Origin of the sequence: Streptomyces sp. NPDC003023, from assembly GCF_042888225.1 — a bacterium.
Taxonomy (GTDB): domain Bacteria; phylum Actinomycetota; class Actinomycetes; order Streptomycetales; family Streptomycetaceae; genus Streptomyces.
Map to the genome: position 1 here is coordinate 113,723 of NZ_JBIAPL010000002.1, position 23,065 is coordinate 136,787.

At 70.3% G+C, this 23,065-nt stretch carries 20 protein-coding genes; 11 read left to right on the forward strand and 9 right to left on the reverse strand.

From position 1 onward, the window contains the following. Window positions 1-133: 133 nt before the first annotated feature. The 5 genes from ACFYV1_RS08700 to ACFYV1_RS08720 all read right to left on the reverse strand — a co-directional run bounded on the left by ACFYV1_RS08700 (window position 134) and on the right by ACFYV1_RS08720 (window position 5,482). Entirely contained in the window at window positions 134-817 is a 684-nt protein-coding gene (locus ACFYV1_RS08700; protein WP_389394712.1) for a response regulator, read from the reverse strand. After that, window positions 814-2,115 (reverse strand): sensor histidine kinase, encoded by a 1,302-nt coding sequence (locus ACFYV1_RS08705; protein WP_389394713.1) that lies wholly within the window; start codon window positions 2,113-2,115, stop codon window positions 814-816. The genes ACFYV1_RS08700 and ACFYV1_RS08705 overlap by 4 nt, the downstream gene beginning before the upstream one ends. A gap of 301 nt (window positions 2,116-2,416) precedes the next feature. After that, window positions 2,417-3,346, reverse strand: a complete 930-nt coding sequence (locus ACFYV1_RS08710) for a DUF4429 domain-containing protein (RefSeq protein ID WP_389394714.1) — start codon at window positions 3,344-3,346, stop codon at window positions 2,417-2,419. A gap of 84 nt (window positions 3,347-3,430) precedes the next feature. Continuing rightward, window positions 3,431-4,633, reverse strand: coding sequence for an alpha/beta hydrolase (locus ACFYV1_RS08715; protein ID WP_389394715.1), 1,203 nt, complete (start codon window positions 4,631-4,633; stop codon window positions 3,431-3,433). Between the two features lie 198 nt (window positions 4,634-4,831). Next, complete coding sequence (locus tag ACFYV1_RS08720; RefSeq protein ID WP_389394716.1) at window positions 4,832-5,482, reverse strand: TetR/AcrR family transcriptional regulator; 651 nt, start codon at window positions 5,480-5,482, stop codon at window positions 4,832-4,834. Window positions 5,483-5,597: 115 nt separating this feature from the next. Between ACFYV1_RS08720 and ACFYV1_RS08725 the strand changes: the two genes are divergently transcribed. Further along, window positions 5,598-7,208, forward strand: coding sequence for an MFS transporter (locus ACFYV1_RS08725; RefSeq protein WP_389394717.1), 1,611 nt, complete (start codon window positions 5,598-5,600; stop codon window positions 7,206-7,208). A gap of 170 nt (window positions 7,209-7,378) precedes the next feature. After that, the gene (locus ACFYV1_RS08730) at window positions 7,379-7,819 is read left to right on the forward strand and encodes a peptidase inhibitor family I36 protein (protein ID WP_389394718.1); all 441 of its coding nucleotides are present in this window, start codon (window positions 7,379-7,381) and stop codon (window positions 7,817-7,819) included. Here the strand turns inward: ACFYV1_RS08730 and ACFYV1_RS08735 are convergent. Next, window positions 7,800-8,645, reverse strand: a complete 846-nt coding sequence (locus ACFYV1_RS08735; RefSeq protein ID WP_389394719.1) for a potassium channel family protein — start codon at window positions 8,643-8,645, stop codon at window positions 7,800-7,802. The two genes, ACFYV1_RS08730 and ACFYV1_RS08735, sit on opposite strands and share 20 nt — an antisense overlap. 146 nt (window positions 8,646-8,791) lie before the next feature. Continuing rightward, window positions 8,792-11,524, reverse strand: coding sequence for a pyruvate dehydrogenase (acetyl-transferring), homodimeric type (gene aceE, locus ACFYV1_RS08740; protein WP_389394720.1), 2,733 nt, complete (start codon window positions 11,522-11,524; stop codon window positions 8,792-8,794). 440 nt (window positions 11,525-11,964) lie between these two features. Here aceE and ACFYV1_RS08745 point away from each other — a divergent pair, with 440 nt between their 5' ends. The 6 genes from ACFYV1_RS08745 (at window position 11,965) to ACFYV1_RS08770 (ending at window position 16,494) form a co-directional block, all read left to right on the forward strand. Further along, the gene (locus ACFYV1_RS08745; RefSeq protein WP_037774769.1) at window positions 11,965-12,405 is read left to right on the forward strand and encodes a DUF3052 domain-containing protein; all 441 of its coding nucleotides are present in this window, start codon (window positions 11,965-11,967) and stop codon (window positions 12,403-12,405) included. A gap of 144 nt (window positions 12,406-12,549) precedes the next feature. Continuing rightward, on the forward strand, window positions 12,550-13,008 hold the full coding sequence (locus ACFYV1_RS08750; protein WP_389394721.1) for a peroxiredoxin: 459 nt from the start codon (window positions 12,550-12,552) through the stop codon (window positions 13,006-13,008). A gap of 134 nt (window positions 13,009-13,142) precedes the next feature. Next, window positions 13,143-13,718: a TerD family protein gene (locus ACFYV1_RS08755; RefSeq protein WP_389394722.1), complete on the forward strand. Its 576-nt coding sequence runs from the start codon at window positions 13,143-13,145 to the stop codon at window positions 13,716-13,718. Window positions 13,719-13,836: 118 nt separating this feature from the next. Then, a complete protein-coding gene (locus tag ACFYV1_RS08760) occupies window positions 13,837-14,412 on the forward strand; it encodes a TerD family protein (RefSeq protein ID WP_389394723.1) in 576 nt (191 codons plus the stop codon). A 71-nt stretch (window positions 14,413-14,483) separates the two neighbouring features. Beyond that, the gene (locus ACFYV1_RS08765; RefSeq protein WP_389394724.1) at window positions 14,484-15,635 is read left to right on the forward strand and encodes a DUF475 domain-containing protein; all 1,152 of its coding nucleotides are present in this window, start codon (window positions 14,484-14,486) and stop codon (window positions 15,633-15,635) included. 115 nt (window positions 15,636-15,750) lie between these two features. Beyond that, on the forward strand, window positions 15,751-16,494 hold the full coding sequence (locus tag ACFYV1_RS08770) for a Tellurium resistance (RefSeq protein WP_389394725.1): 744 nt from the start codon (window positions 15,751-15,753) through the stop codon (window positions 16,492-16,494). A 341-nt stretch (window positions 16,495-16,835) separates the two neighbouring features. Here the strand turns inward: ACFYV1_RS08770 and ACFYV1_RS08775 are convergent, their stop codons facing one another. Continuing rightward, complete coding sequence (locus ACFYV1_RS08775) at window positions 16,836-17,669, reverse strand: TerD family protein (protein ID WP_389394726.1); 834 nt, start codon at window positions 17,667-17,669, stop codon at window positions 16,836-16,838. A 203-nt stretch (window positions 17,670-17,872) separates the two neighbouring features. On the opposite strand from ACFYV1_RS08775, the gene ACFYV1_RS08780 reads away from it, so the two are divergent. The 3 genes from ACFYV1_RS08780 to ACFYV1_RS08790 are packed head-to-tail and all read left to right on the forward strand — an operon-like array spanning window position 17,873 to window position 22,337. Next, a complete protein-coding gene (locus ACFYV1_RS08780) occupies window positions 17,873-19,036 on the forward strand; it encodes an HpcH/HpaI aldolase/citrate lyase family protein (protein WP_389394727.1) in 1,164 nt (387 codons plus the stop codon). Then, a complete protein-coding gene (locus ACFYV1_RS08785; RefSeq protein WP_389394728.1) occupies window positions 19,036-21,483 on the forward strand; it encodes a phosphoribosyltransferase in 2,448 nt (815 codons plus the stop codon). Before ACFYV1_RS08780 ends, ACFYV1_RS08785 begins: the two co-directional genes overlap by 1 nt. Continuing rightward, window positions 21,480-22,337, forward strand: a complete 858-nt coding sequence (locus tag ACFYV1_RS08790; protein ID WP_389394729.1) for an HAD family hydrolase — start codon at window positions 21,480-21,482, stop codon at window positions 22,335-22,337. The genes ACFYV1_RS08785 and ACFYV1_RS08790 overlap by 4 nt, the downstream gene beginning before the upstream one ends. Here ACFYV1_RS08790 and ACFYV1_RS08795 read toward each other — a convergent pair. Next, window positions 22,306-22,950, reverse strand: a complete 645-nt coding sequence (locus tag ACFYV1_RS08795; protein WP_389394730.1) for a DedA family protein — start codon at window positions 22,948-22,950, stop codon at window positions 22,306-22,308. The genes ACFYV1_RS08790 and ACFYV1_RS08795 overlap by 32 nt on opposite strands. Between the last annotated feature and the right edge of the window lie 115 nt (window positions 22,951-23,065).

The following is a 23,065-nucleotide window of genomic DNA, read 5'->3' on the forward strand; positions in this document are numbered from 1 at the left end:
CCTCCTTCTTCCGACTCCGTTGCTGTGACGGAGAGGAAGGTAGGAAGCGGACGGGTGACGGTACGTCACACCGGGGAGCCAACCGCGATGTGGTACCGGGGTATCACCGGGACGACATCCGAAGGGGCCGGCCTCAGCCCCCGGTGTCGCCCGGACGGACCAGGCCCGACTCGTACGCGAAGATCACGGCCTGCGCCCGGTCGCGCAGGTCGAGCTTCGCCAGGACGCGGCCGATGTGCGTCTTGACGGTCTGTTCCGCCAGCACCAGGTGCCCGGCGATCTCCTGGTTGGACAGACCCCGCGCGATCAGTTCCAGGACCTCGGTCTCGCGCGGTGTGAGCCCGCCCAGCCGCAGGGCCGGGTCACGGCGAGGGGCCGGCCGCTGGGCGGCGAAGTCCGCGATCAGCCGGCGGGTCACCGACGGCGCGAGAAGCGCCTCCCCGGCGGCGACGATCCGCACGGCGGCGATCAGGTCCGCGGGCGGGGCGTCCTTGAGCAGGAACCCGGACGCGCCCGCGCGCAGCGCCTCGTACACGTAGTCGTCCACGTCGAACGTGGTCAGCATCAGCACCTTCGGCCGGTGCACGACACCCGCCGGAGGGCTCAGCAGTTCGCGTGCGGCCGCGAGACCGTCCATCTCCGGCATCCGCACGTCCATCAGCACCACGTCGGGGTGCGTGGTGCGGCTCACCTCTACGCCCCTGCGGCCGTCCGGCGCCTCACCCACCACGTCGATGTCGCTCTGCGCGGCGAGCAGGGCGGCGAACCCCGCGCGCACCATGGCCTGGTCGTCGACGATGATCACGCGGATGGTCAACTCGGGTCCTCGGCGTCCTCTGCGGTGACGGGGAGACGGGCCGCGACACGGAAGCCGCCGTCCGGCAGCGGACCGGTGTCGAGGGTGCCGCCGGTCAACCGTACGCGTTCGCGCATACCGACCAGACCGTGCCCGGTGCCCGTCGTCTCCAGCGGGGATGTGCGTTGCGCGGCGGGGCCGTTGACCACCAGCACGGTCAGATGGCCGTCGTCCGACGTCACGGAGACCCGGGTCGGCGCACCGGGCGCGTGCCGTACGACATTCGCCAGCGCCTCCTGCACGATCCGGTACGCGGAAAGGTCCACCGTCTGCGGCACCCGGCCGAGATCGGCGGCGAGCGACAACTCGGCCGGCACCCCCGCCCGTACCGTCGCCTCCACCAACTGCTGCACCCGGTCCAGACCCGGCTGCGGCGCCCGCTCGCCCTCCACGCCCTCGCTGCGCAGCACCGCGAGCAGCCGCCGCATCTCGGTCAGCGACTCGCGCGCACTCGCCGCGATCGACGTGAACTCCTCGCGCACGGCGTCGGGCAGGCCCTCGATACGGTACGGCGCGGAGTCCGCCTGCACGGTGATCACCGACATGTGGTGTGCCACGACGTCGTGCAGCTCACGGGCGATACGGGCGCGTTCCTCCAGAAGCGTGCGCTGAGCGCGCTCGGCCTCGCTGATGGTCTCCTGCACGACCAGCCGGCGCTGCGCGTCGCCACGTTCGCGCAGCGCGCCCGTGACGACGAGCACGACGCCGCTCAGCACGAAGAGCAGCAGATGGACGCCGTCGCTGCGGTCCTGGGAGAGCAACTCGAACACAAGCCCCGCGGCGCCGGTGGCGAGCCACACGGCGAGGAGCTTGCGGCGGGGTTCGCGCAGTCCCATGCAGACCATCAGCAGCAGATAGCCGACGACGATCATCGGAGTCCACGGCCAGGTCCTGCCGACGGTGCCGTCCGCGCCCATCAGCGCGAGTGCTCCCGCCACGTCGGCGGCCATGATGATCCACCACGCCTGGAGCGGCCGCGTCACGGCGAGAAACAACGGCGCGGTCTGCGCGGTCGCGAGGGCCCCCGCGACGGCGCCGCCCAGCTTGTAGTCCTGGGTCAGCACGGTGACGGTGACGGGCAGGAGGGAGCTGACGGCTCCGAGCATCACGACGTACGGCAGCAGCCGCAGCCACGGCTTCCCCGCTCTGCCGAGGAGGGGCTCGGTCGACTGGGAGGGCGTCCGGAGCTCGTCGGCGAGAAGCCGGGCGCCGCGGGTGACGGCGGTGGTGAGGGGGCGGGGTCTCTCTGGCACTGGCATGACGGCCCCAGCGTAGGCGGGCGCTGCCCGCCCGGCGTCATACTCCGGACCGGGGTCCGGCGTCATACCGTGGTCCGACGGTGCCGACGGTGCCGACGGGGTCCGCCGGGCGGGCCTGTTCCCCCACCCGCCCCTTCCCCCTGTACCGATGTGCGGCTCCGCCAGGGCTGCAAGGAGCCTCGCCGGCGTTTGAGGCGCGGGGGTCCGGGGGCAGAGCCCCCGAAACACCGCGCGGAGCGCGGTGAACGGGTCCGGGCGGAGCCCGGTTGTGGGAAGGGGCGGGGTGGGGGAAGACCCCCCGTCACAGCTCCGCGAGCAACTCCGCCTTCTTGCGCGTGAACTCCTCGTCCGTCACCAGCCCCGCAAGATGCAGGTCTCCCAAGTGACGTATCCGGTCCGCGATGTCCGCGGGGTCGCGGCGCGTCGCGGGGGCGGTGAGGGCCGGGGCGGGGGAGGGGTTGCGTGTACGGACCGATTCGAGGACCGCCGCCGCGAACGGCAGCGACTCGTGCACCGGCCCGTACCCGAGCCCGAAGACGACCGCCGCCGGATCCTGATCCGCCTGCGCGGCGGCAGACGCAGCCGAGGCCGCAGAGGCCGTAGACGCGGCAGACACCCCAGAAGCCCCGGACACGCCGGAAGTACCGTCCGCCCCCCGCCGCAACAGCCGCAGGTAGCCGTCGAAGACCTCCGGCGAGCGCCATTCGACGCCACTCAGCTCCGACACGGCGAAACTCTGGTCCCCCGCTTTCCACTTCGTGGACGACGCCCCCGTCCAGAACCACCGGAACGCGACGCTCGACCCGTCGAAGGACGCCTTCCCGTCGTACGCCTTGAAGCCGAGTGGCGCCTCGGGCGCCGGGACGAGGTAGCGCTCCGCCGGCCGGTCCGCGTCGGGCCCGAGCCGGGCGCGCAGTTCGTCGGCGTAGTACTCGGCGAGGGTCTCCCGCTCCACCGGCAGTACCAGCCGGTACGGATCGCACCCTTCCTTGAGCTGCCCGGCGGCCGCCTCCATCAGCGGGTCCGCGCCGGGTCTGGGAGCAGCGTGCAGGACCACCGTGCCACGCTTGCCCGGGGAGACCGTCACCGATGCCAACGCCTCGAGCGGAACACGTCGTTCGCGCAGCGAGGAGAGGAGCTTCGGCGTGCGGATCCCCCGTTCGAAGCGGATGAGCACGGAGTCGGTGTCGAACTCCCAGGTGGCTTGAATTCCGGCCAGCACATCACCCATGTGCCTCATCGTATGCGGCTCGCGCTCGCGCGTCGCCCCTGGACGGGCACCGCCTTTTGCGGCGCTCTACGCGCGTCAGCCCGCTCAGGCACCGGAAATACCACTGCGGCATTTGTCATTGTCGTCTGCGCAGCTGACATTGGCGTAGGCGCCGACGGCCAGGTCGGCGAAGTTCTCGACACTCTCGGTGCCCGGCTCGAAATAGCCTGTGTGGCCGATGGCGCCCGCCGCCGACAGCAGCCGTGCTCCGAACTCCGGCAGCACCGGGTCCTCGCCGTGGCCGAGCCCGCCGACCTCCAGGTGCGGGACGCCCTCGATCCAGTCGTCGGCGTCGCGCATGGCCCACACGCGGGCCTTCGTACGGAGGTCCGCGACGTTCTCGGCCCGCATTCCGGGGCTGCCCGCGACGGCCACGTCGCCGACCCGCGCGGGCAGTTGCCGTGCGGCGACTCCGCAGACCACCGACCCGTAGCTGTGGCAGAAGAGCGAGATCCGGGAGTCACCGGGCAGCGCTTCGGTGAGCGCGACCAGCCGTACGGCGCCGTTCTCCGCCAGCCGGCCGATCGCCGACTCCATGCCCACACCGACGGGCGACGTGTAGTCGGCCCAGGCGATGACAGCGGTGCGGAGCCGGGGCGCGGCCGCCCGCTGCGCGGCGTACAGCGACTGGGCCATGCCGACCGGGGCGGTGTACTTGCGGGCGGTGCGCTGGAAGGTGAGGAGGTTGGTGTCGACACCCGGCACGATCACCGAGACGCGTTCAGCTCTGTCCAGGTCACCGAAGACTTCGGCCACCCGCCCGGATCCGGACGGGTCGAAGGCGAGGATCTGCCGCTCGGGCCGCATCAGCGCCTCGAACCGGTGCATGCGGCGAACCGCCTGCCGGTGCCCGGCGGTCGTCAGTCCGGGGGCGGTGACCCTCTCGCGTTCCCGGGTGAGAGACGTCGACAGCGCTTTGCGGTTGGCCCGGTAGCGCAGGGTGACGGGTGCGCCGTCGAGGTTCCCGACGATGCGCGGGTACTCGTCGGCGAGCTGCTCGGCACGGGTGCTGCCGAGGGACTCGAAGAACGCGGCGAGTTGACGTGCCGGTGAGTTCGGGCCGGGCAGCTCGCGGGCGCCTATCCGCTCCTTGCTCCAACCCGCCAGTTCGGCCTCGAGGGCGTCACGGGGGCCGCCCTGATGTCGCACGGCGGTCCAGCCGGTGGTCGCCAGCATCACGAACACCACCGCAAGGGCGAGCAGCGCGCGCCACGCGGTCGGGGTGGAGGAGGTGTCGAAGGAAGTCACTTCGGGACACCCTAGGAGAAGGGCGCGGGCCCACGGGGAGAGCGTGAGGCAGATCACGTGTCGGAAGGGGAATTCGTGGGGAGGAGGGTGACGTTCCGTGCGCGTCGCGTGTGCCGGCGCGCGCGCCCTCCGCACATGTCCCCTGTGTGCGCCCCTTGTTGCTCCTCGGCGGGGGTCGCTGCTCGCGGTGTCGCCACCTCAGCGGGCGGGTGGTGTACGCCAGTTCTGCGCGAGTGCGGGGCCGAGGTGGTCGAGGTAGGTCTCCGTGAGTGAGCGGATCGCCTCCAGGGTGGGGTCCTCGCCCTGCCCCCACAGCCGTCCTGTGACGCGCATCACCCCGCTGAACGCCGCCACCGCCACCCTCGGCCGAGGGTCGGTGTCCACGTCGAGCCCTTCCCGGTCGGCGATGAGACGGGCCAAGGCCTCCTCCATCACGGTGGAGCGGCGCATGTGTGCGGCGAGCAGCGCCGGAGTCGACTCGATCATCTGGAAGCTGCGCATGTGCAGATCGAGCGGAATGATCTCCTCGACCGCTTCTCCAATGGTGTCCCAGGCGGCGAACACGGCGTTGCGCAGGGCCTCGAACGGGCCCTCCTGTGCAGGGCGGCCGCGCAGTGCCGCGACGTAGTGCGACTCCACCATCTCCTGGACGGCGAAGGCGACCTCCTCCTTGGACGCGAAGTACCGGAAGAAGGTGCGCTGGGAGACCTCGACCTCGTCTGCGATCTCGTCGACCGTCGTCCGCTCGTACCCCTGGGTCGTGAACAGTTCGAGGGCGACACGCACCAGGGCGTCACGGGTGCGCTGTTTCTTGCGGGCGCGCAGCCCGGTCGGCTCGGCCGTCGTCACTTGCTCGTCCTCGTTTCGTCGTTCGGCCCTGTTCAGGGGGCTTGTGAGTCACGCGACAGTTACCGACTAGTGAACTCGTTTGTCAACTGTCAGTCGCTGACTTTAATCTCTTCACATGACTAGTCAGACCACCGTCGAAAAGGCGCCGAGGGATCCTCAGGACCCCGCACCGGCGCCGGTCAAGGGGCTTCGCGGCCACCCCTGGCTGACCCTGTTCTCCGTGGCCATCGGCGTGATGATGGTCGCGCTGGACGGCACGATCGTCGCGATCGCCAACCCCGCGATCCAGCGGGATCTCGGTGCCACGCTCGCCGACGTCCAGTGGATCACCAACGGCTATCTGCTCGCCCTGGCCGTGGCGCTGATCACGGCGGGCAAGCTCGGTGACCGCTTCGGCCACCGCCAGACCTTCCTGATAGGAATCGCGGGCTTCGCCGCGGCCTCCGCCGCGATCGGCCTGTCCGAGTCCATCACCTTCGTCATCGTCTTCCGCGTGCTCCAGGGCCTCTTCGGCGCACTGCTGATGCCGGCGGCGCTCGGCCTGCTGCGCGCCACGTTCCCCGCCGAGAAGCTGAACATGGCGATCGGCATCTGGGGCATGGTCATCGGCGCCTCCACGGCCGGCGGCCCGATCCTGGGCGGCGTGCTCGTCGAGCACGTCAGCTGGCAGTCGGTGTTCTTCATCAACGTGCCGGTCGGCGTGATCGCCCTGCTGCTCGGTCTGGTCATCCTCAAGGACCACCGTGCGCAGAACGCACCGAGGTCGTTCGACATCCTCGGCATTCTGCTGCTGTCGGGCGCGATGTTCAGCCTCATCTGGCCGCTGATCAAGGCCGGCGAGTGGGGCTGGGGCTCGGCGAACACCCTCGGCTGGCTGGTCGGCGCCGTGGTCCTCTTCGGTCTGTTCGCCTTCTGGGAGACCAAGGTCGACGAGCCGCTCGTCCCGCTCGCCATGTTCCGTTCCGTGCCGCTCAGCGCCGGTGTGGTGCTGATGGTTCTGATGGCCTTCGCCTTCATGGGCGGCCTGTTCTTCGTGACGTTCTTCCTTCAGGGCGTCCAGGGCATGAGCCCGGTCGACAGCGGTCTGCGACTGCTGCCGCTGACCGGCATGATGATCGTCTCCTCGCCGCTGGCGGGCCTGCTGATCACCAGGTTCGGGCCGCGTGTCCCGCTGGTCGGCGGCATGGTCTGCACCGCGGCCGCCATGTTCGGCATGACCACCCTCACCGAGGGCACCGGCACCTTCGCGATGTCCCTCTGGTTCGCGCTCCTCGGCCTCGGTCTCGCACCGGTCATGGTCGGCGCAACCGAGGTCATCGTGGGCAACGCGCCGCTGGAGCTCTCCGGTGTCGCGGGCGGCCTCCAGCAGGCCGCGATGCAGGTCGGCGGCGCGCTCGGCACGGCGGTCCTCGGCGCGGTGATGTCGGCCAAGGTGAGCGCCGACTTCGCGGGCAACTGGCAGGACGCGGGCATCCCGGTCCCGCCGGACCCCCGGTTGGAGCAGGCGGCCGAGTTCGGTACCGTGCCCGCGGAGCTGGCCCAGGCACCCGGAATGACGCCGGACCTCGTCACCAAGATCGGTGACGTCATCCACGACACGTTCCTGTCGGGCATGGGCCTGGCGTTCACCGTCGCGGGCATCGTGGCGGTCGTCGCGGCCCTGGTGGCAGTGCTCACCAAGCGCGGGGACAACGCGGAGGCCGGTGCGGGCGCGGCCCACATCTGACGCCGGGACTCCCGCGAGACCCGTCAACGCACAGCCCCTGACAGCCCCGCCGGGCCCTCCCGGCGGGGCTGTCGCCTATCCGGATGATTCGCCGCGGCACCCCTTCCGTCACCGGGACAACGCAGGTCAGGGTCGGTCGACCGATTCGCACGACCACACGGGGGTTCCTCATGCGCAGGACATCCGAGACACGCAAGACGCACGAGACGCCCAGGAGGCCCTGGGCACCAGGGAGGCGCGGGGCCGTCGCCACGGTGGCCGTGGCAGCCGCCGTACTGCTGCCGCCGCTCCTCCAGCCGCCGCAGACGGCGTCCGCCGCACCACCACGCCTCGGGGCCTGCGCGGCCGGCGAACTGTGCCTGTGGGCAGGCAGCGACTTCCGCGGCGCACGGCACGTCCACGAACTCGCCGGCACCGACATCGAGAGCTGTGTGCCGCTGCCGCCCGGCACCTCGGCACAGGCGCTCGCCAACCGCACCGGCCGGCCCGTCACCACGTACCAGTCGGGCGAGTGCGCGGAGACCGGTGAGTTCGAGACCTATCCCGGCGGCGGCACCTGGGTGCCCAGCTCGCCCTACCGGGTGAGGGCGTTCAAGGTCTGGGAGAACTAGGCGCGGGCACGGGGCCGGGGCCGGGGGCGTCCGCGGCCCCGGCTCCGGGCTCCGCAGCGGCCTCGAGGTCTCCCGGCCGCGGAGCGCCGGACAGGCGCGTCACCTCGGACCGCAGCGCGCGGACCTCGGCCGTCAGTGCCTCCAGGGCCGCGGTGTGCCTGCGCTCGGCGTCCTCGTCCTTCTCGAAGCGGGCGATGAACCAGGCAGCGATGTTGGCGGTCACCACACCGAGCAGTGCGATGCCCGACAGCATCAGTCCCACGGCCAGCACCCGGCCGAGCCCGGTCGTCGGCGCCATGTCCCCGTAGCCGACCGTCGTCATCGTCGTGAACGCCCACCACAGCGCGTCGTCCAGGGACCGGATCGACGCCCCGGGCGCGTCGCGCTCCACCTCCAGCACGGCCAGCGCACCGAAGATCAGCAGCCCCAGGCAGGAGCCCGCCACATACGTGGTCACCTGCACCTGCGAGGCGAGACGGGCCCGCTGCCCGGCGAGCAGCAGCATGGAGACCAGCCTGAGGAGGCGCAACGGCTGCAGCATCGGCAGCAGCACCGCGAGCAGTGCCAGCGGATGGGACCGTACGAACCGCCACCGGTCCTCGGCCAGCAACATGCGCACGACGTAGTCGGCGGCGAAGACCGCCCACACGGCCCAGTTCAGGGCGTGGCAGAGGTCGTGAACCCACGTCGCCGCCTCAGGCATCACCACCGGCACCGCGTAGGCCACGGCGAACACGACGGCCGACCACAGCAGGGGCCCCTGCGTGCGCCTCTCCCACCGTTTCCGGCGGCATCGTGTCGGTGCTGCCACGGGCTTCTCGGTCATGCGGAGCATCGTAGGCAGAGCGGCGGACACGCCGGGGCGGCGGGACCCGTCCGTCCGGTCCCGCCGCCCTGTGCGACCTTGCCCGCGCCCGCGCGTCACGCCTGGTGCGCGCGCCGACGCCTCTTCGCGCCCGTGTGCCTTCGCGCCTACGCGTCGCCGCCTGCGGCGCCCGGATCGGCCGCCGCCACGTCCAGCAGCTGGTAGCGGTCCACCGCCTGCTTGAGCAGGCCGCGGTCGACCTTGCCCTCGCGTGCCAGCTCGGTCAGCACCCCCAGCACGATCGACTGGGCGTCGATGTGGAAGAAGCGGCGGGCCGCGCCCCGCGTGTCCGCGAAGCCGAAACCGTCCGCGCCCAGCGACTGGTAGGTGCCCGGCACCCAGCGGGAGATCTGGTCGGGAACCGCGCGCATCCAGTCGGAGACCGCGACGAACGGGCCCTCGGAGCCGGACAGCTTGCGCGTCACGTACGGGACGCGCTGCTCCTCCTCGGGGTGCAGCAGGTTGTGCCGCTCCACCTCGATCGCCTCGCGGCGAAGCTCGTTCCACGACGTCGCCGACCACACGTCGGCGCGCACGTCCCAGTCCTCCGCGAGGATCCGCTGAGCCTCGACGGCCCACGGCACGGCCACTCCGGACGCCATGATCTGCGCCGGGATCGAACCCTGCTCGCCCCGCCTGAACCGGTGGATGCCCTTGACGATGCCCTCCGCGTCCACATCGGCGGGCTCCGCCGGGTGCTGGATCGGCTCGTTGTAGACCGTCAGGTAGTAGAAGACGTCCTCGGCCTCGGGGCCGTACATCCGGCGCAGACCGTCCTGGACGATGTGCGCGATCTCGAAGCCGAACGCCGGGTCGTAGGCGACACAGCCCGGGTTGGTCGAGGCGAGGAGCTGCGAGTGGCCGTCCGCGTGCTGCAGACCCTCACCGGTCAGGGTGGTGCGGCCGGCGGTGGCGCCGAGCACGAAGCCGCGCGCCAGCTGGTCGGCCATCTGCCAGAACTGGTCACCGGTGCGCTGGAAGCCGAACATCGAGTAGAAGACGTACACCGGGATCAGCGGCTCGCCGTGCGTGGCGTACGCGGATCCGGCGGCGATCAGGGAGGCCGTGCAGCCCGCCTCCGAGATGCCGTCGTGCAGCATCTGACCGGTCGGCGACTCCTTGTACGCGAGCAGCAGCTCACGGTCCACGGCCTCGTACTGCTGACCCAGCGGGTTGTAGATCTTCGCACTCGGGAAGAACGAGTCCATGCCGAAGGTGCGGTATTCATCGGGTGCGATCAGCACGAACCGCTTGCCGATCTCCTTGTCCCGCATGAGGTCCTTCAGCAGTCGGACGAACGCCATGGTGGTGGCGATCGACTGCTGACCGGAGCCCTTCTTCACAGCCGCGTACGTCTTGTCCTCGGGGAGCACCAGCGGCTTCGCCCGGACGACCCTGGTCGGCACGTACCCGCCGCAGGCCTTGCGGTGGTCGTGCATGTACTGGATCTCTTCGGAGTCGCGTCCCGGGTGGTAGTACGGCGGGGCGCCGCCCTCGAGCTGCTGGTCCGTGATCGGGATGTGCAGCCGGTCGCGGAAGCGCTTGAGGTCGTCGACCGTCAGCTTCTTCATCTGGTGCGTGGCGTTGCGGCCCTCGAAGTTCGGCCCGAGCGTCCAGCCCTTGATGGTCTGCGCGAGGATCACCGTCGGCTGGCCCTTGTGGGCCTTGGCCGCCGTGTAGGCCGCGAACACCTTGCGGTGGTCGTGGCCACCGCGGCCCAGGTGGAGGATCTGCTCGTCCGTCATGTTCTCGACCATGCCGCGCAGCCGCTGGTCCCCGCCGAAGAAGTGCTCGCGGATGTAGGCGCCGGTCTCCGTGGCGTACGTCTGGAACTGGCCGTCGGGCGTGGTGTTCAGCTTGTTGACCAGGATGCCGTCGCGGTCCTGTGCCAGCAGCGGGTCCCAGGACCGGTCCCACACCAGCTTGATGACGTTCCAGCCGGCGCCGCGGAACTGCGACTCCAGCTCCTGGATGATCTTGCCGTTGCCGCGGACCGGGCCGTCGAGGCGCTGCAGGTTGCAGTTGACCACGAACGTCAGGTTGTCCAGGCCCTCACGGGCGGCGATGGACAGCTGGCCGAGCGACTCCGGCTCGTCCATCTCGCCGTCACCGAGGAACGCCCATACGTGCGAGTCGGAGGTGTCGGCGATGCCGCGTGCCTCCATGTAGCGGTTCATGCGCGCCTGGTAGATCGCGCCGAGGGGGCCGAGGCCCATGGAGACGGTCGGGAACTCCCAGAAGTCCGGCATCGACCGCGGGTGCGGATAGCTGGAGAGGCCGTACGGCTCCTTCGACTTCTCCTGGCGGAAGCCGTCGAGCTGGTGCTCGCTGAGCCGGTCGAGCAGGAAGGCGCGGGCGTAGATGCCGGGGGACGCGTGCCCCTGGAAGAAGATCTGGTCGCCGCCCTTGCCGTCGTCCTTGCCCCGGAAGAAGTGGTTGAAGCCCACGTCGTAGAGGGAGGCGGACGAGGCGAAGGTGGCGATGTGGCCGCCGACGCCGATGCCGGGACGCTGCGCGCGGGAGACCATCACCGCGGCGTTCCACCGGGTCGCGTTGAGGATCTTGCGCTCGATCTCCTCGTTGCCGGGGAAGAACGGCTCGTCCTTGGTCGCGATGGTGTTGACGTAGTCCGTGCTGCGCATCTCGGGCACGGCGACACGCTTCTCGCGCGCCCGCTCGATGAGGCGGAGCATCAGGTAGCGGGCCCGCTCCCGGCCGCGCTCGTCGACGGCGGCGTCGAGGGAGTCCAGCCACTCCTGGGTCTCTTCAGGATCGAAGTCCGGGACCTGGCTGGGAAGGCCGCCAATGATGATCGGGTTGCGATCTGATCCGGAAGCCACGCTGTTCCTTCGCTGTTCGGGGGTACTGGGTCGGCAAAGCTGTCGCACCGCCTCCCATCGTGTACCGCGTGGAGGCTCACGTCATCTCTACCGAGAGGTAACCCTTGTTCTTCGCGACATCCGGCCCGGAGTCGGGCTGCGGGCCGGACCAAATCGCAACCTTACGCCCAACCCGTCCATGCGTTTCGTTCGGTCGTTCGGTTCCGATTGAGATGTGAAAGGGTAGGAATGCCGCGAAGGCGGCCGAAGGGTGTGGCCACTGTCGTGGCGGGGACCTGGTGCTTGCCTGGAGTTGCGCCGAGACGGCCGCAAAAGTCACCGTTTCGGCGGTCTCGACGGCCGGGTACTTGCGCGATCCGCCCCGCCCGTGTGGACTACGGCCAATGCCGCGCGTACGCGCGTGGCCGAAGCATTTGTCGAAAACGATCAGGAGGCAAGCCGTGAGCGCGACCGCGGACCACGCGGAGGAGCGGACCAACCCGGCAGCAAGGCTGGGGTTCGAGCCCGGACAGGTGGTCCAGGAGATCGGCTACGACGACGACGTCGAGCAGGAGCTCCGTGAGGGCATCGAGGCCGCTACCGGCCAGGAACTCGTCGACGAGGACTACGACGACGTCGCAGACGTCGTGGTGCTGTGGTTCCGCGACGAGGACGGGGACCTCACCGACGCACTGGTGGACGCCATCGGTCTGATCGACGAGGGCGGGGTCGTCTGGCTGATGACCCCCAAGACCGGCCGTGACGGCTACGTCGAGCCCAGCGACATCAATGAGGCCGCCCAGACCGCGGGTCTCTCCCAGACCAAGAGCATCAACGCCGGCAAGGACTGGAGTGGCAGCCGGCTGGTCACCCCCAAGGGGGCCAAGTCGGGGAAGCGCTGAGCCGAGCCGCGAAGAGCAGGCACGAGGCCCCCACCGGTACAGGCCGGCGGGGGCCTTCTGCGTAGGCTTGGGTCCGCACCGGACCGGCCAGGGGCCGGGCTCACGGACGACTCACAGACGGCTCGAAGAAGGGAAACGCTCTCCATGGCCATCGAGGTCGGCGACAAGGCGCCGGAGTTCGAGCTCAGGGACAACCACGGACGCACCGTGGCGCTCTCGGACTTCCGCGGCGAGAAGAACGTCGTACTGCTCTTCTACCCCTTCGCCTTCACCGGCGTGTGCACCGGCGAGCTCTGCGCCCTGCGTGACGAGCTGCCGAAGTTCGTCAACGACGACACCCAGCTGCTGGCCGTCTCCAACGACTCGGCCCCCACCCTGCGGGTCTTCGGCGAGCAGGAGGGTCTCGAGTACCCGCTGCTCTCCGACTTCTGGCCGCACGGCGAGACCTCCCGCGCCTATGGCGTCTTCGACGAGGAGAAGGGCTGCGCGGTGCGCGGCACCTTCATCATCGACAAGGAGGGAATCGTGCGCTGGACGGTCGTCAACGGCCTGCCCGACGCCCGCGACCTGAACGACTACGTCAAGGCGCTGGAAGCCCTCTGACCCCCGTGGGGGTTTCAGCGGGTGTCCCCCGGAAATGACACGGCGAGCGGGAACCGGTCACTAGGATCCGTTCGTTGATCCGAATAACCACGTACTACGGGGGCGCTGCCCCTGAAAAACCAATGGAGGGACTCGTGGGAGTCAGCCTCAGCAAGGGCGGCAACGTCTCGCTGACCAAGGCCGCGCCGAACCTGACCGCGGTCACCGTGGGTCTGGGCTGGGACGTCCGGACCACCACCGGTACCGACTTCGACCTCGACGCCAGCGCCCTGCTGACCAACGCCGAGGGCAAGGTCGCCGGCGACGGCAACTTCGTCTTCTTCAACAACCTCAAGAGCCCCGACGGCTCCGTCGAGCACACCGGTGACAACCTCACCGGCGAGGGCGAGGGCGACGACGAGCAGATCAAGGTCAACCTGGCCTCGGTCCCCGCCGACGTCGACAAGATCGTCTTCCCGGTCTCCATCTACGAGGCCGAGAGCCGCCAGCAGTCCTTCGGTCAGGTGCGCAACGCGTTCATCCGCGTCGTCAACCAGGCCGACAACGCCGAACTCGCCCGTTACGACCTGAGCGAGGACGCCTCGACCGAGACCGCCATGGTCTTCGGCGAGCTGTACCGAAACGGCGCGGAGTGGAAGTTCCGCGCCGTCGGCCAGGGCTACGCCTCGGGCCTGCGCGGCATCGCGCAGGACTTCGGAGTGAACGTCTGACCGTCCGATTCGGACAAGCAGTCTCCGCGCCCGGCGCCGCACTCCTCGTGCGGCGCCGGACGCGCCTGGGCCTCCTGCGGGGCCCTCGGCAAAGCCACCCAGGGGAGGACTCACCAACATGGGCGTCACGCTCGCCAAGGGAGGCAATGTCTCCCTCTCCAAGGCCGCACCCAATCTCACTCAGGTGCTCGTAGGGCTCGGCTGGGACGCGCGCTCCACCACCGGAGCGCCCTTCGACCTCGACGCCAGCGCGCTGCTCTGCCAGAGCGGCCGGGTGCTCGGCGACGAGTGGTTCATCTTCTACAACCAGCTCCAGAGCCCCGACGGTTCCGTGGAGCACACCGGCGACAACCTCACCGGCGAGGGTGATGGCGACGACGAGTCCCTGCTGGTGGACCTCGTCAAGGTGCCGGCCCATGTCGACAAGATCGTCTTTCCGGTCTCGATCCACGAGGCGGACAACCGCGGCCAGACCTTCGGCCAGGTCAGCAATGCCTTCATCCGCGTGGTCAACCAGGCCGACGGCCAGGAACTCGCGCGCTACGACCTCAGCGAGGACGCCTCCACGGAGACCGCGATGATCTTCGGTGAGCTCTACCGTTACGGCGGCGAGTGGAAGTTCCGCGCCGTGGGGCAGGGGTACGCGTCGGGGCTGAGGGGCATCGCTCTAGACTTCGGGGTCAACGTTTCGTAAAGCCGCGTGCGGCGCGGGGGAGAACCTCCCCCAGGCTTCGCCCGGGGGACAATTACACGATTGGGTAGCCAGTGGTTCTGAAAACCTTCGGCTGGTCGTTCGCCGTCACGGCGCTCGGCCTCGCATTCGCCGCCTGGCAGTGGGGCTGGGAGGCGTTCGGGATCGTACTGATCCTGTCCATCCTCGAGATCTCGCTGTCGTTCGACAACGCCGTTGTCAACGCCGGAATCCTCAAGAAGATGAACGCCTTCTGGCAGAAGATCTTCCTGACGATCGGCATTCTGATCGCGGTCTTCGGTATGCGGCTGGTCTTCCCCGTCGTCATCGTCGCCATCAGCGCCAAGGTCGGGCCGATCGAAGCGGTCCAGCTTGCCATGGACCAGCCCGGCCAGTACGAGGCCCTGGTCACCGACGCGCACGCCGCGATCGCCGCCTTCGGTGGCATGTTCCTGCTGATGATCTTCCTCGACTTCGTTCTCGAGGAGCGCGAGCACAAGTGGCTGGCCTGGCTGGAGCGGCCGCTGGCCAAGCTCGGCAAGGTCGACATGCTGTCGGTCTGCATCGCCCTGATCATCCTGCTGGTCAGCGCCATCACCTTCGCCACCAACGCGCACACCAGCACCGGCCACGCGGACAAGTCGGCCACGGTGCTCCTCTCCGGCGTCGCCGGTCTCATCACGTACCTCGTCGTCGGCGGTCTCTCCGGTTACTTCGAGGACAAGCTCGAGGAAGAGGAGGAGCGCGAGCACGAGGAGGAGGAGAAGGCCAAGAAGGAGGGCAAGCCCGTCTCCGCGGTCGGCCTCGCCGGCAAGGCTGCCTTCTTCCTCTTCCTGTACCTCGAGGTGCTGGACGCGTCCTTCTCGTTCGACGGTGTCATCGGCGCGTTCGCCATCACGAACCACATCTTCTGGATGGCGCTCGGCCTCGGCATCGGCGCCATGTACGTCCGGTCGCTCACGGTCTACCTGGTCCGCCAGGGCACCCTCGACGACTACGTCTACCTCGAGCACGGCGCGCACTACGCGATCGGCGCGCTGGCGGTCATCCTGCTCGTCACCATCCAGCACCAGATCAACGAGTTCATCACCGGGCTCGTCGGTGTCTTCCTGATCGCCGCGTCCTTCTGGTCGTCGGTCCGCCGTAACAAGGCGATCGAGGCCGCGGAAGGGAAATCCGGGGGCAACGGTCCCGGGGACAAGGCCGAGGTGTCCTCCGGGGTGTGACACCCCCCTCGACGAGGAACGCTTCCTGCGGGGCGGCCGGGTGCTCCCGGCCGCCCCGTCGCGTTGTTCATGAGGCATGGGGTACGGGGCGACCAGTGACAACTAGGGGTGGGGCATGGCCATCTGGGACAACCTGTGGCGAGGCAGGGCGGCGCAGTTCGACTCGGGCAGTGCCGCGACCAATTCCATCGAGCTGACCAAACGGAACCCGTCCGTATCGCTCACCAAGCAGGGCGCGGCGACCGGCAATCTGCGCGTCAACCTCTCCTGGCGGATGCGGACCTCCGACATCGAGGGCCGCTCGCGCCAGAGCGGACGCCTGCTGCGCAACCCGCTGAAACTGTTCCAGCCCGACGTGGTCCAGGCCCACACCCAGGGCGTCGTCAACGTCGACCTCGACCTCGGCTGCCTCTACGAACTGACCGACGGCAGCAAAGGCGTGGTGCAGCCCCTCGGGAGCTTCTTCGGCGACCTGAACGCCCCGCCGTTCGTGAAGCTCAGCGGCGACGACCGCTTCGGCGCACCGTCCGGCGAGACGATCTTCGTCAACCTCGACCACCGCGAGTCGATCAAGCGGCTGCTGTTCTTCGTCTACATCTACGACCAGACCCCGGCGTTCGACCGCACGCACGCGCACATCACGCTCTACCCGAGCAACGGTCCGCGCGTCGAGATCGAACTGGACGAGCGCGCCCCGCAGGCCCGCTCCTGCGCGGTGTTCTCCGTGGAGAACAGCAAGGGCGAGCTGACGGTGCGCCGCGAGGTGAAGTTCGTCTACGGCTTCCAGGCGGAACTGGACCGGCTGTACGGCTGGGGCCTCCAGTGGGGCCGCGGCTACAAGTCCCAGACGCGCGCCTGAGGGCTGTCCCGCCGACCCCGCCCGGACTCCGTGCCGGGCCCCGGCCGGCGAATCCGTACCGGGTCCGGACGGGTCCCGTATCGGGCTCGGCCGGGATTCCCGTACCGGGGCGTGCGCGCCCGCGCGGGTCTTTACCGCGCTCCCGGTGGGTGCGGGGGCGGCTGCCACACAGGGGGCGGGCTGCTGCCCGGGGCGAAGGACGCGATCCGGTCCCGTACACCGGTCGGGCCGGCAAGGCCGGTCCGTCGACGGGGGCATCCCCGGCCTCACCGGCGTTCGAGGCGCGGGGTTCGGGGCGGAGCCCTCACGGGCCGGCGGAGTCCGTCCGTCCGGCGGTCGCGTCAGGAGCGCTGGAACTGGGGGCCCATCGGGGGAAGGCGGAAGCTCGGGTCAGGGGCGTACGACGCCGCCGCGGCCGGCTGCGGGTAGCCGTAGGCCGGGGCGTGCTGCGCCGGGGCCGGCTGCGTCACGTCCGACGGCGGGTAGCCGTACGCCGGCGCGGGCCGCGCATCCGGCGTGGAGGGCGTCACGGGCACCGAGGGGGACACGGGCGCCGACGGGGACACGGGCGCCGACGGGGCCACGGCGGCTTCCGGAGCCTCCGGCGCCGACGCCGCCCCCGTCTCGTCCACGGAGATCCCGAACGCCGTCGCGAGCCCGACCAGCCCCGTCGGGTAGCCCTGCGCCACCGCACGGAACTTCCACCCGTCACCGCGCCGGTACAGCTCGCCGCAGATGATCGCAGTCTCCTCACCGGTCTCCGGCTTCACGTCGAAGACGGCCAGCGGCTCCCCACCGGCCGGCGAGGCGGCGTCATGGAGCAGTATCCGCAGGTCACGCACATGCTCGAAGGTGCCGCCGTCCGAGGACGCGGCGATGACCACCTGGTCGACCGACGGGTCCAGCGTCGCCAGGTCGGCCTCGACGGTGTCGGTCAGGTGCTCGGCGACGCGCTTCTTCGGCAGCCGCCGCACCAGCCCCGAGGGGTGGCGCGGCTGGTTGTAGAAGACGAAGTCCTCGTCGGAGCGCACGCGGCCGTCACCGCCGAGCAGGAGGGCGGAAGCGTCCACGTCCGGCACCCCCGCGCCCGGTGTCCAGCGCAGCACGGCCCGTACGGCCGTGGCATCGAGAGGGACGTTCGAGCCCTTCAGCATCGCGTGCGTCATGCCCGTCATCCTGCCTGCCCGAGGGGCCCCGGGACAACGCGGGGCCCGGTTCGCGGCCCTGCCACCGTTCGCCCCGCCACTCGGACGACAGGGGCGAGAAGCGGACGAGTCACCTGGATTTCATACGCTTGGGGAACTCTGGACACCTGTGCTTACGTACTATTACCGGCCACATGTTGTCAGGGCCCAACCGGCAGTACGGGGGAACATCCATGCGTCATTTCGGGCACATCTCGCCCGCCGGCCGGGCGAGGCTCTTCCACCAGCAGCCGTGCGAGTTCTCGTCGGACTCCGAGGCCCGGACGCTGGCGGCCGCCCTGGGAGCGACGCTCTACAGCCCCGCCACGCGGCCGAAGCTGGCCGACGACGTACTCAAGCAGGCGGCCCGCGGGGTGGTCTCCATGGTGCTCTGCCTGGAGGATTCCATCGACGACGCCGAGGTCGAGGACGCGGAGGCGAACCTCGTCCGGCAGTTCGCCGACCTCGATGCGCGCGGCGTGGAGGTCCCCCTCCTCTTCATCCGCGTCCGCACCCCCGAGCAGATTCCCGACCTCGTGGGGCGTCTGGGGCACGCGGGGCGTCTGTTGTCCGGATTCGTACTGCCCAAGTTCACCGAGGAACGCGGCGTACCGTTCCTGGAGGCCCTCGGGACCGCGGAGGCCGCCGCCGGACGGCGGCTGTTCGCCATGCCCGTCCTCGAGTCGCCCGAACTGCTGCATCTCGAGACGAGGACGGAGGCGCTCACGGGCATCGCCGCCACCGTCGACAAGTACCGCGACCGGGTCCTCGCACTGCGACTCGGCGTCACCGACTTCTGCTCCGCGTACGGGCTGCGCCGCTCGCCCGACATGACCGCCTACGACGTACGGATCGTCACGTCCGTCATCGCCGACGTGGTCAACGTGCTGGGCCGCTCCGACGGCACCGGGTTCACGATCACCGGACCCGTGTGGGAGTACTTCAGGTCCCAGGAGCGCATGTTCAAACCGCAGCTGCGCCGCAGCCCCTTCCTCGAGGGCAGGGCGGAGGAACTGCGCACCGCGCTCATCGAGCACGACCTCGACGGCCTGCTCCGCGAGATCGAACTGGACCGGGCCAACGGACTCCTGGGCAAGACCTGCATCCACCCCTCCCACGTACTGCCGGTGCACGCGCTGTCCGTCGTCAGCCACGAGGAGTTCAGCGACGCCCAGGACATCCTGCGGCCGGAACGCGGCGGTGGAGGGGTGCTGCGCTCCGCGTACACGAACAAGATGAACGAGGTGAAGCCGCACCGCGCCTGGGCCGAGCGGACCCTCCTGCGGGCCGAGGTCTTCGGTGTCGCCAGGGAGGACGTCGGCTTCGTGGAGCTGCTCGCGGCCGGACTCGGGGACTGATGACGACGAGGAGCGAAGAGAACGTGGTGTGGTCGGGAAGCTGGGTCGCCCAGCGGCTGGGAGTCGGACTCGTCGGCGACGAGGGGCTTCAGGAGCTGCTGGGCCTGGCCCTGCGCCGCAACCCCAAGAGGGCGCACCTGCTGGTGTCGAACGTCCTGGGCAAGCATGTGCCGCAGAGCCCCGGGGCGGTCTACGGGCACGCGTTCGCGCTCGGCCTGCGCGTCCGGGACCTGCTCGGCCGCGAGGAGGCCGCCCGCGCCGTCGTCCTCGGGTACGCCGAGACGGCCACCGGACTCGGCCACTCGGTCGCCGACGGCATCGGCCTCGTGCCCTATCTGCACTCCACGCGCCGCCCGGTCGACGGCGTGGCCTCCGCCGGCGGGTTCGAGGAGTCCCACTCCCACGCGACCTCCCACCTGCTGCTGCCCGAGGACCCGGAGCTGCTGGCCGGTACGGGACCGCTGGTCCTCGTCGACGACGAGTTCTCCACCGGCAACACCGTCCTCAACACCATCCGCGACCTGCACGAGCGCTACCCGCGAGACCGGTACGTGGTCGTGGCGCTGGTCGACATGCGCTCCGCGGCCGACCTCGGCCGGCTGGAGACCTTCGCCGACGAGATCGGCGCCCGTGTCGACCTGGTGGCCATGGCCCGCGGCACCGTCGATCTGCCGGACGGCGTCCTGGAGAAGGGGCAGGCGCTGGTCGCCCGTCATGAACCCGCCGTGAAGGACACGCCCCCCGCCGCGGACCCACGCCACACACGCGTGCACCTCGACTGGCCCGCCGGTGTCCCCGACGGAGGACGGCACGGTTTCACCCCGGCCCACCGCGTCACTCTGGAGCCCGTGCTGCCCGGCATGGCGGCCCGCATCGCCGACGCCGTCGCGGACGCCCGCAGCGTCCTGGTCCTCGGCTGCGAGGAGCTGATGTACACACCGCTGCGCCTCGCCCTCGCCCTCGAGCGGACCGGAGCCGTGCCGGAGGTGCGGTACTCGACCACCACCCGCTCGCCCGTCCTCGCCGTCGACGACCCCGGCTACGCAATACGCACCCGCCTCGTCTTCCCGGCCCACGACGACCCGGCCGACGGCCCCGGCGAGCGCTACGCCTACAACGTGGCAGGCGCCGGCTTCGACGCGGTCGTCGTGGTCGTCGACTCCACCGCCGACACCGCACACCTGCACGCCCCGGACGGCCTCCTGGCCCAGCTCGCCGCCCACACCGCGCAGGTCGTGCTCGCCGTCGTCCCCAGCTACGTACCGGAAACCAAGGAACGCACGCCCGAAGGACCTGAAAGGCCCTCCATGCTGCCCCAGCCGCTCCGCGGACCCGCCTTCTCCTCCTACGCGCCCGAGGAGGTCGGCTGGCTGCTCCAGGACCTCTCCGACGTGGAGCTCGAAGCACCGACGGAGGAGCGCGAGGAGGCGATCCAGAGCGGCGGCGCGCACTACGCGGAGTCGCTGCCCGTCGAGTACCAGCCGAGCGAGCACTACCAGCAGCTCTTCCAGACCGCGCTGACGGCGTCCGCCGCCCGTATCGCCCGCGCCGTCGGAACCGTCACCGACACCGTCCTCGCCGAGCGGACACCGCGCCCCGTGCTCGTCTCGCTGGCCCGCGCCGGCACCCCCGTCGGTGTGCTGATGCGCCGCTGGGCCCGGTACCGCCACGGCCTCGACCTGCCGCACTACGCCGTGTCCATCGTGCGCGGCCGCGGCATCGACACCAACGCCCTGCGCTGGCTCGCGGAGCACCACGACCCGGCCGACGTCGTCTTCGTCGACGGCTGGACCGGCAAGGGCGCCATCACCCGCGAACTGGCCGAAGCCCTGCGCGACTTCCCCGGCTTCGACCCCGAGATCGCCGTCCTCGCCGACCCGGGCGGCTGCGTGCGCACCTACGGCACCCGCGAGGACTTCCTGATCCCCTCCGCCTGCCTCAACTCCACGGTCTCCGGCCTGATATCCCGTACGGTCCTGCGCGCCGACCTGGTCGGCCCGGACGACTTCCACGGCGCGAAGTTCTACCGCGAACTCGCCGGCTCCGATGTCTCCGGCCACTTCCTCGACACCGTCGCCGCACACTTCGACGAGGTCACCTCCGCCGTCGACGCCGAGGTCAAGGAACTCCTGTCCGCCGACCGCACCCCCACCTGGGAGGGCTGGGGCGCGGTGGAGCGGATCAGCGAGGAGTACGGCATCCACGACGTCAACCTCGTCAAGCCCGGCGTCGGGGAGACCACCCGCGTCCTGCTGCGCCGCGTTCCCTGGAAGATCCTCGCCGACCGTGCCGCCGGCGCCGACCTCGACCACGTACGGCTGCTGGCCGAACAGCGAGGCGTACCGGTCGAGGAAGTCGACGGACTCCCGTACAGCTGCGTCGGCCTGATCCACCCCAAGTACACCCGCGGCGCCACGGGCGCCGACGGCAAGGCGGTGGCCCAGTGACGGTGCTCGTCGCCAGCGACCTCGACCGTACGCTCATCTACTCGAACGCGGCCCTCGGCCTCGGCATGCCCGACGCCGTCGCGCCCCGGCTGCTCTGCGTCGAGGTGCACGAGCACAAGCCCCTGTCGTACATGACGGAGCGAGCCGCCGGGCTGCTCACCAAACTCGCCCAGGACACCGTCTTCGTCCCGACCACGACCCGCACCCGCAAGCAGTACCAGCGCATCAGCCTGCCCGGACTGCCCCCCAAGTACGCGATCTGCGCCAACGGCGGGCACATCCTCGTCGACGGCATCAGCGACCGCGACTGGCGCGAGCAGGTCGCGGCCCGGCTCGACGCCGAGTGCGCACCCCTCGCCGAGGTCCGGGCCCACCTGAGCAGGACCGCCGACCCCGCCTGGCTGCGCAAGGAGCGGGTCGCGGAGGACCTCTTCGCGTACCTCGTCGTCGAACGGTCGCTGCTGCCCGACGAGTGGGTCAAGGAACTCGCCGCATGGGCGGAGATCCGGGGCTGGACCGTGTCCCTGCAGGGCCGCAAGATCTACGCCGTGCCCAAGCCGCTCACCAAGAGCGCCGCCGTGCGCGAGGTCGCCCGCCGCACCGGCGCCCGGCTGACCCTGGCGGCGGGCGACTCGCTCCTCGACGCCGACCTGCTGCTCGCCGCCGACCGCGCCTGGCGGCCCGGCCACGGCGAGCTCGCAGAGGCCGGCTGGCGCGCGCCGCACGTCGTCGCGCTGCCGCAGATGGGCGTGGCCGCCGGTGAGGAGATCCTGCGCCTGCTGCGGCAGGAGGCCCGCCGGTTCCGCCGCGAACGGCAGGGCATCAACTCCGTCGTGATCCCGCCCCTGGCCTGAGCAGCCGTACGGCCGCGAACACCAGGACTCCCAGCACCGCCGCGGCCAGTACCGCCTTCGAGTACGCGGAGACGTAACCGGTCACGTCCTCCCATCTCTCGCCCAGCGCGTAACCGGCGAGGACGAAGACCGCGTTCCATATCGCGCTGCCGAGGGTGGTCAGCGTCAGGAACAACGACACCGGCATCCGTTCCACGCCGGCCGGCACGGAGACGAGGGACCGGAAGACCGGGATCATCCGCCCGAAGAACACCGCCTTCGCACCGTGCCGGGCGAACCACGCCTCGGTGCGCTCGATGTCCGCGACCTTCAGCAGCGGCAGCCGGGCCGCGATCGCCACCGTACGGTCGCGGCCCAGCAAGGCCCCGATGCCGTACAGCGCCAGGGCGCCGATCACGGAACCGGCCGTCGTCCACAGCAGTACGGCGAGCAGGCCCATCCGCCCGGTACTCGCGGCGAAGCCCGCGAGCGGCAGGATCACCTCGCTGGGCAGGGGAGGGAACAGGTTCTCCAGGGCGATGGCGACACCGGCGCCGGGTGCGCCGAGGGTGTCCATGAGGCTGTTGATCCAGCCCGGTGCGCTGCTTTCGATGCCGCTGCTCATGCCGCTCATGCCGCTCATCCGCTCATGCCGCTCGTACCGCTCATGCCGTGCATGCCGTGCATGCCGTGCATGCCGCTCGTACCGCTCGTACCGCTCGTACCGCTCGTACCGCTCACGCTGCTCA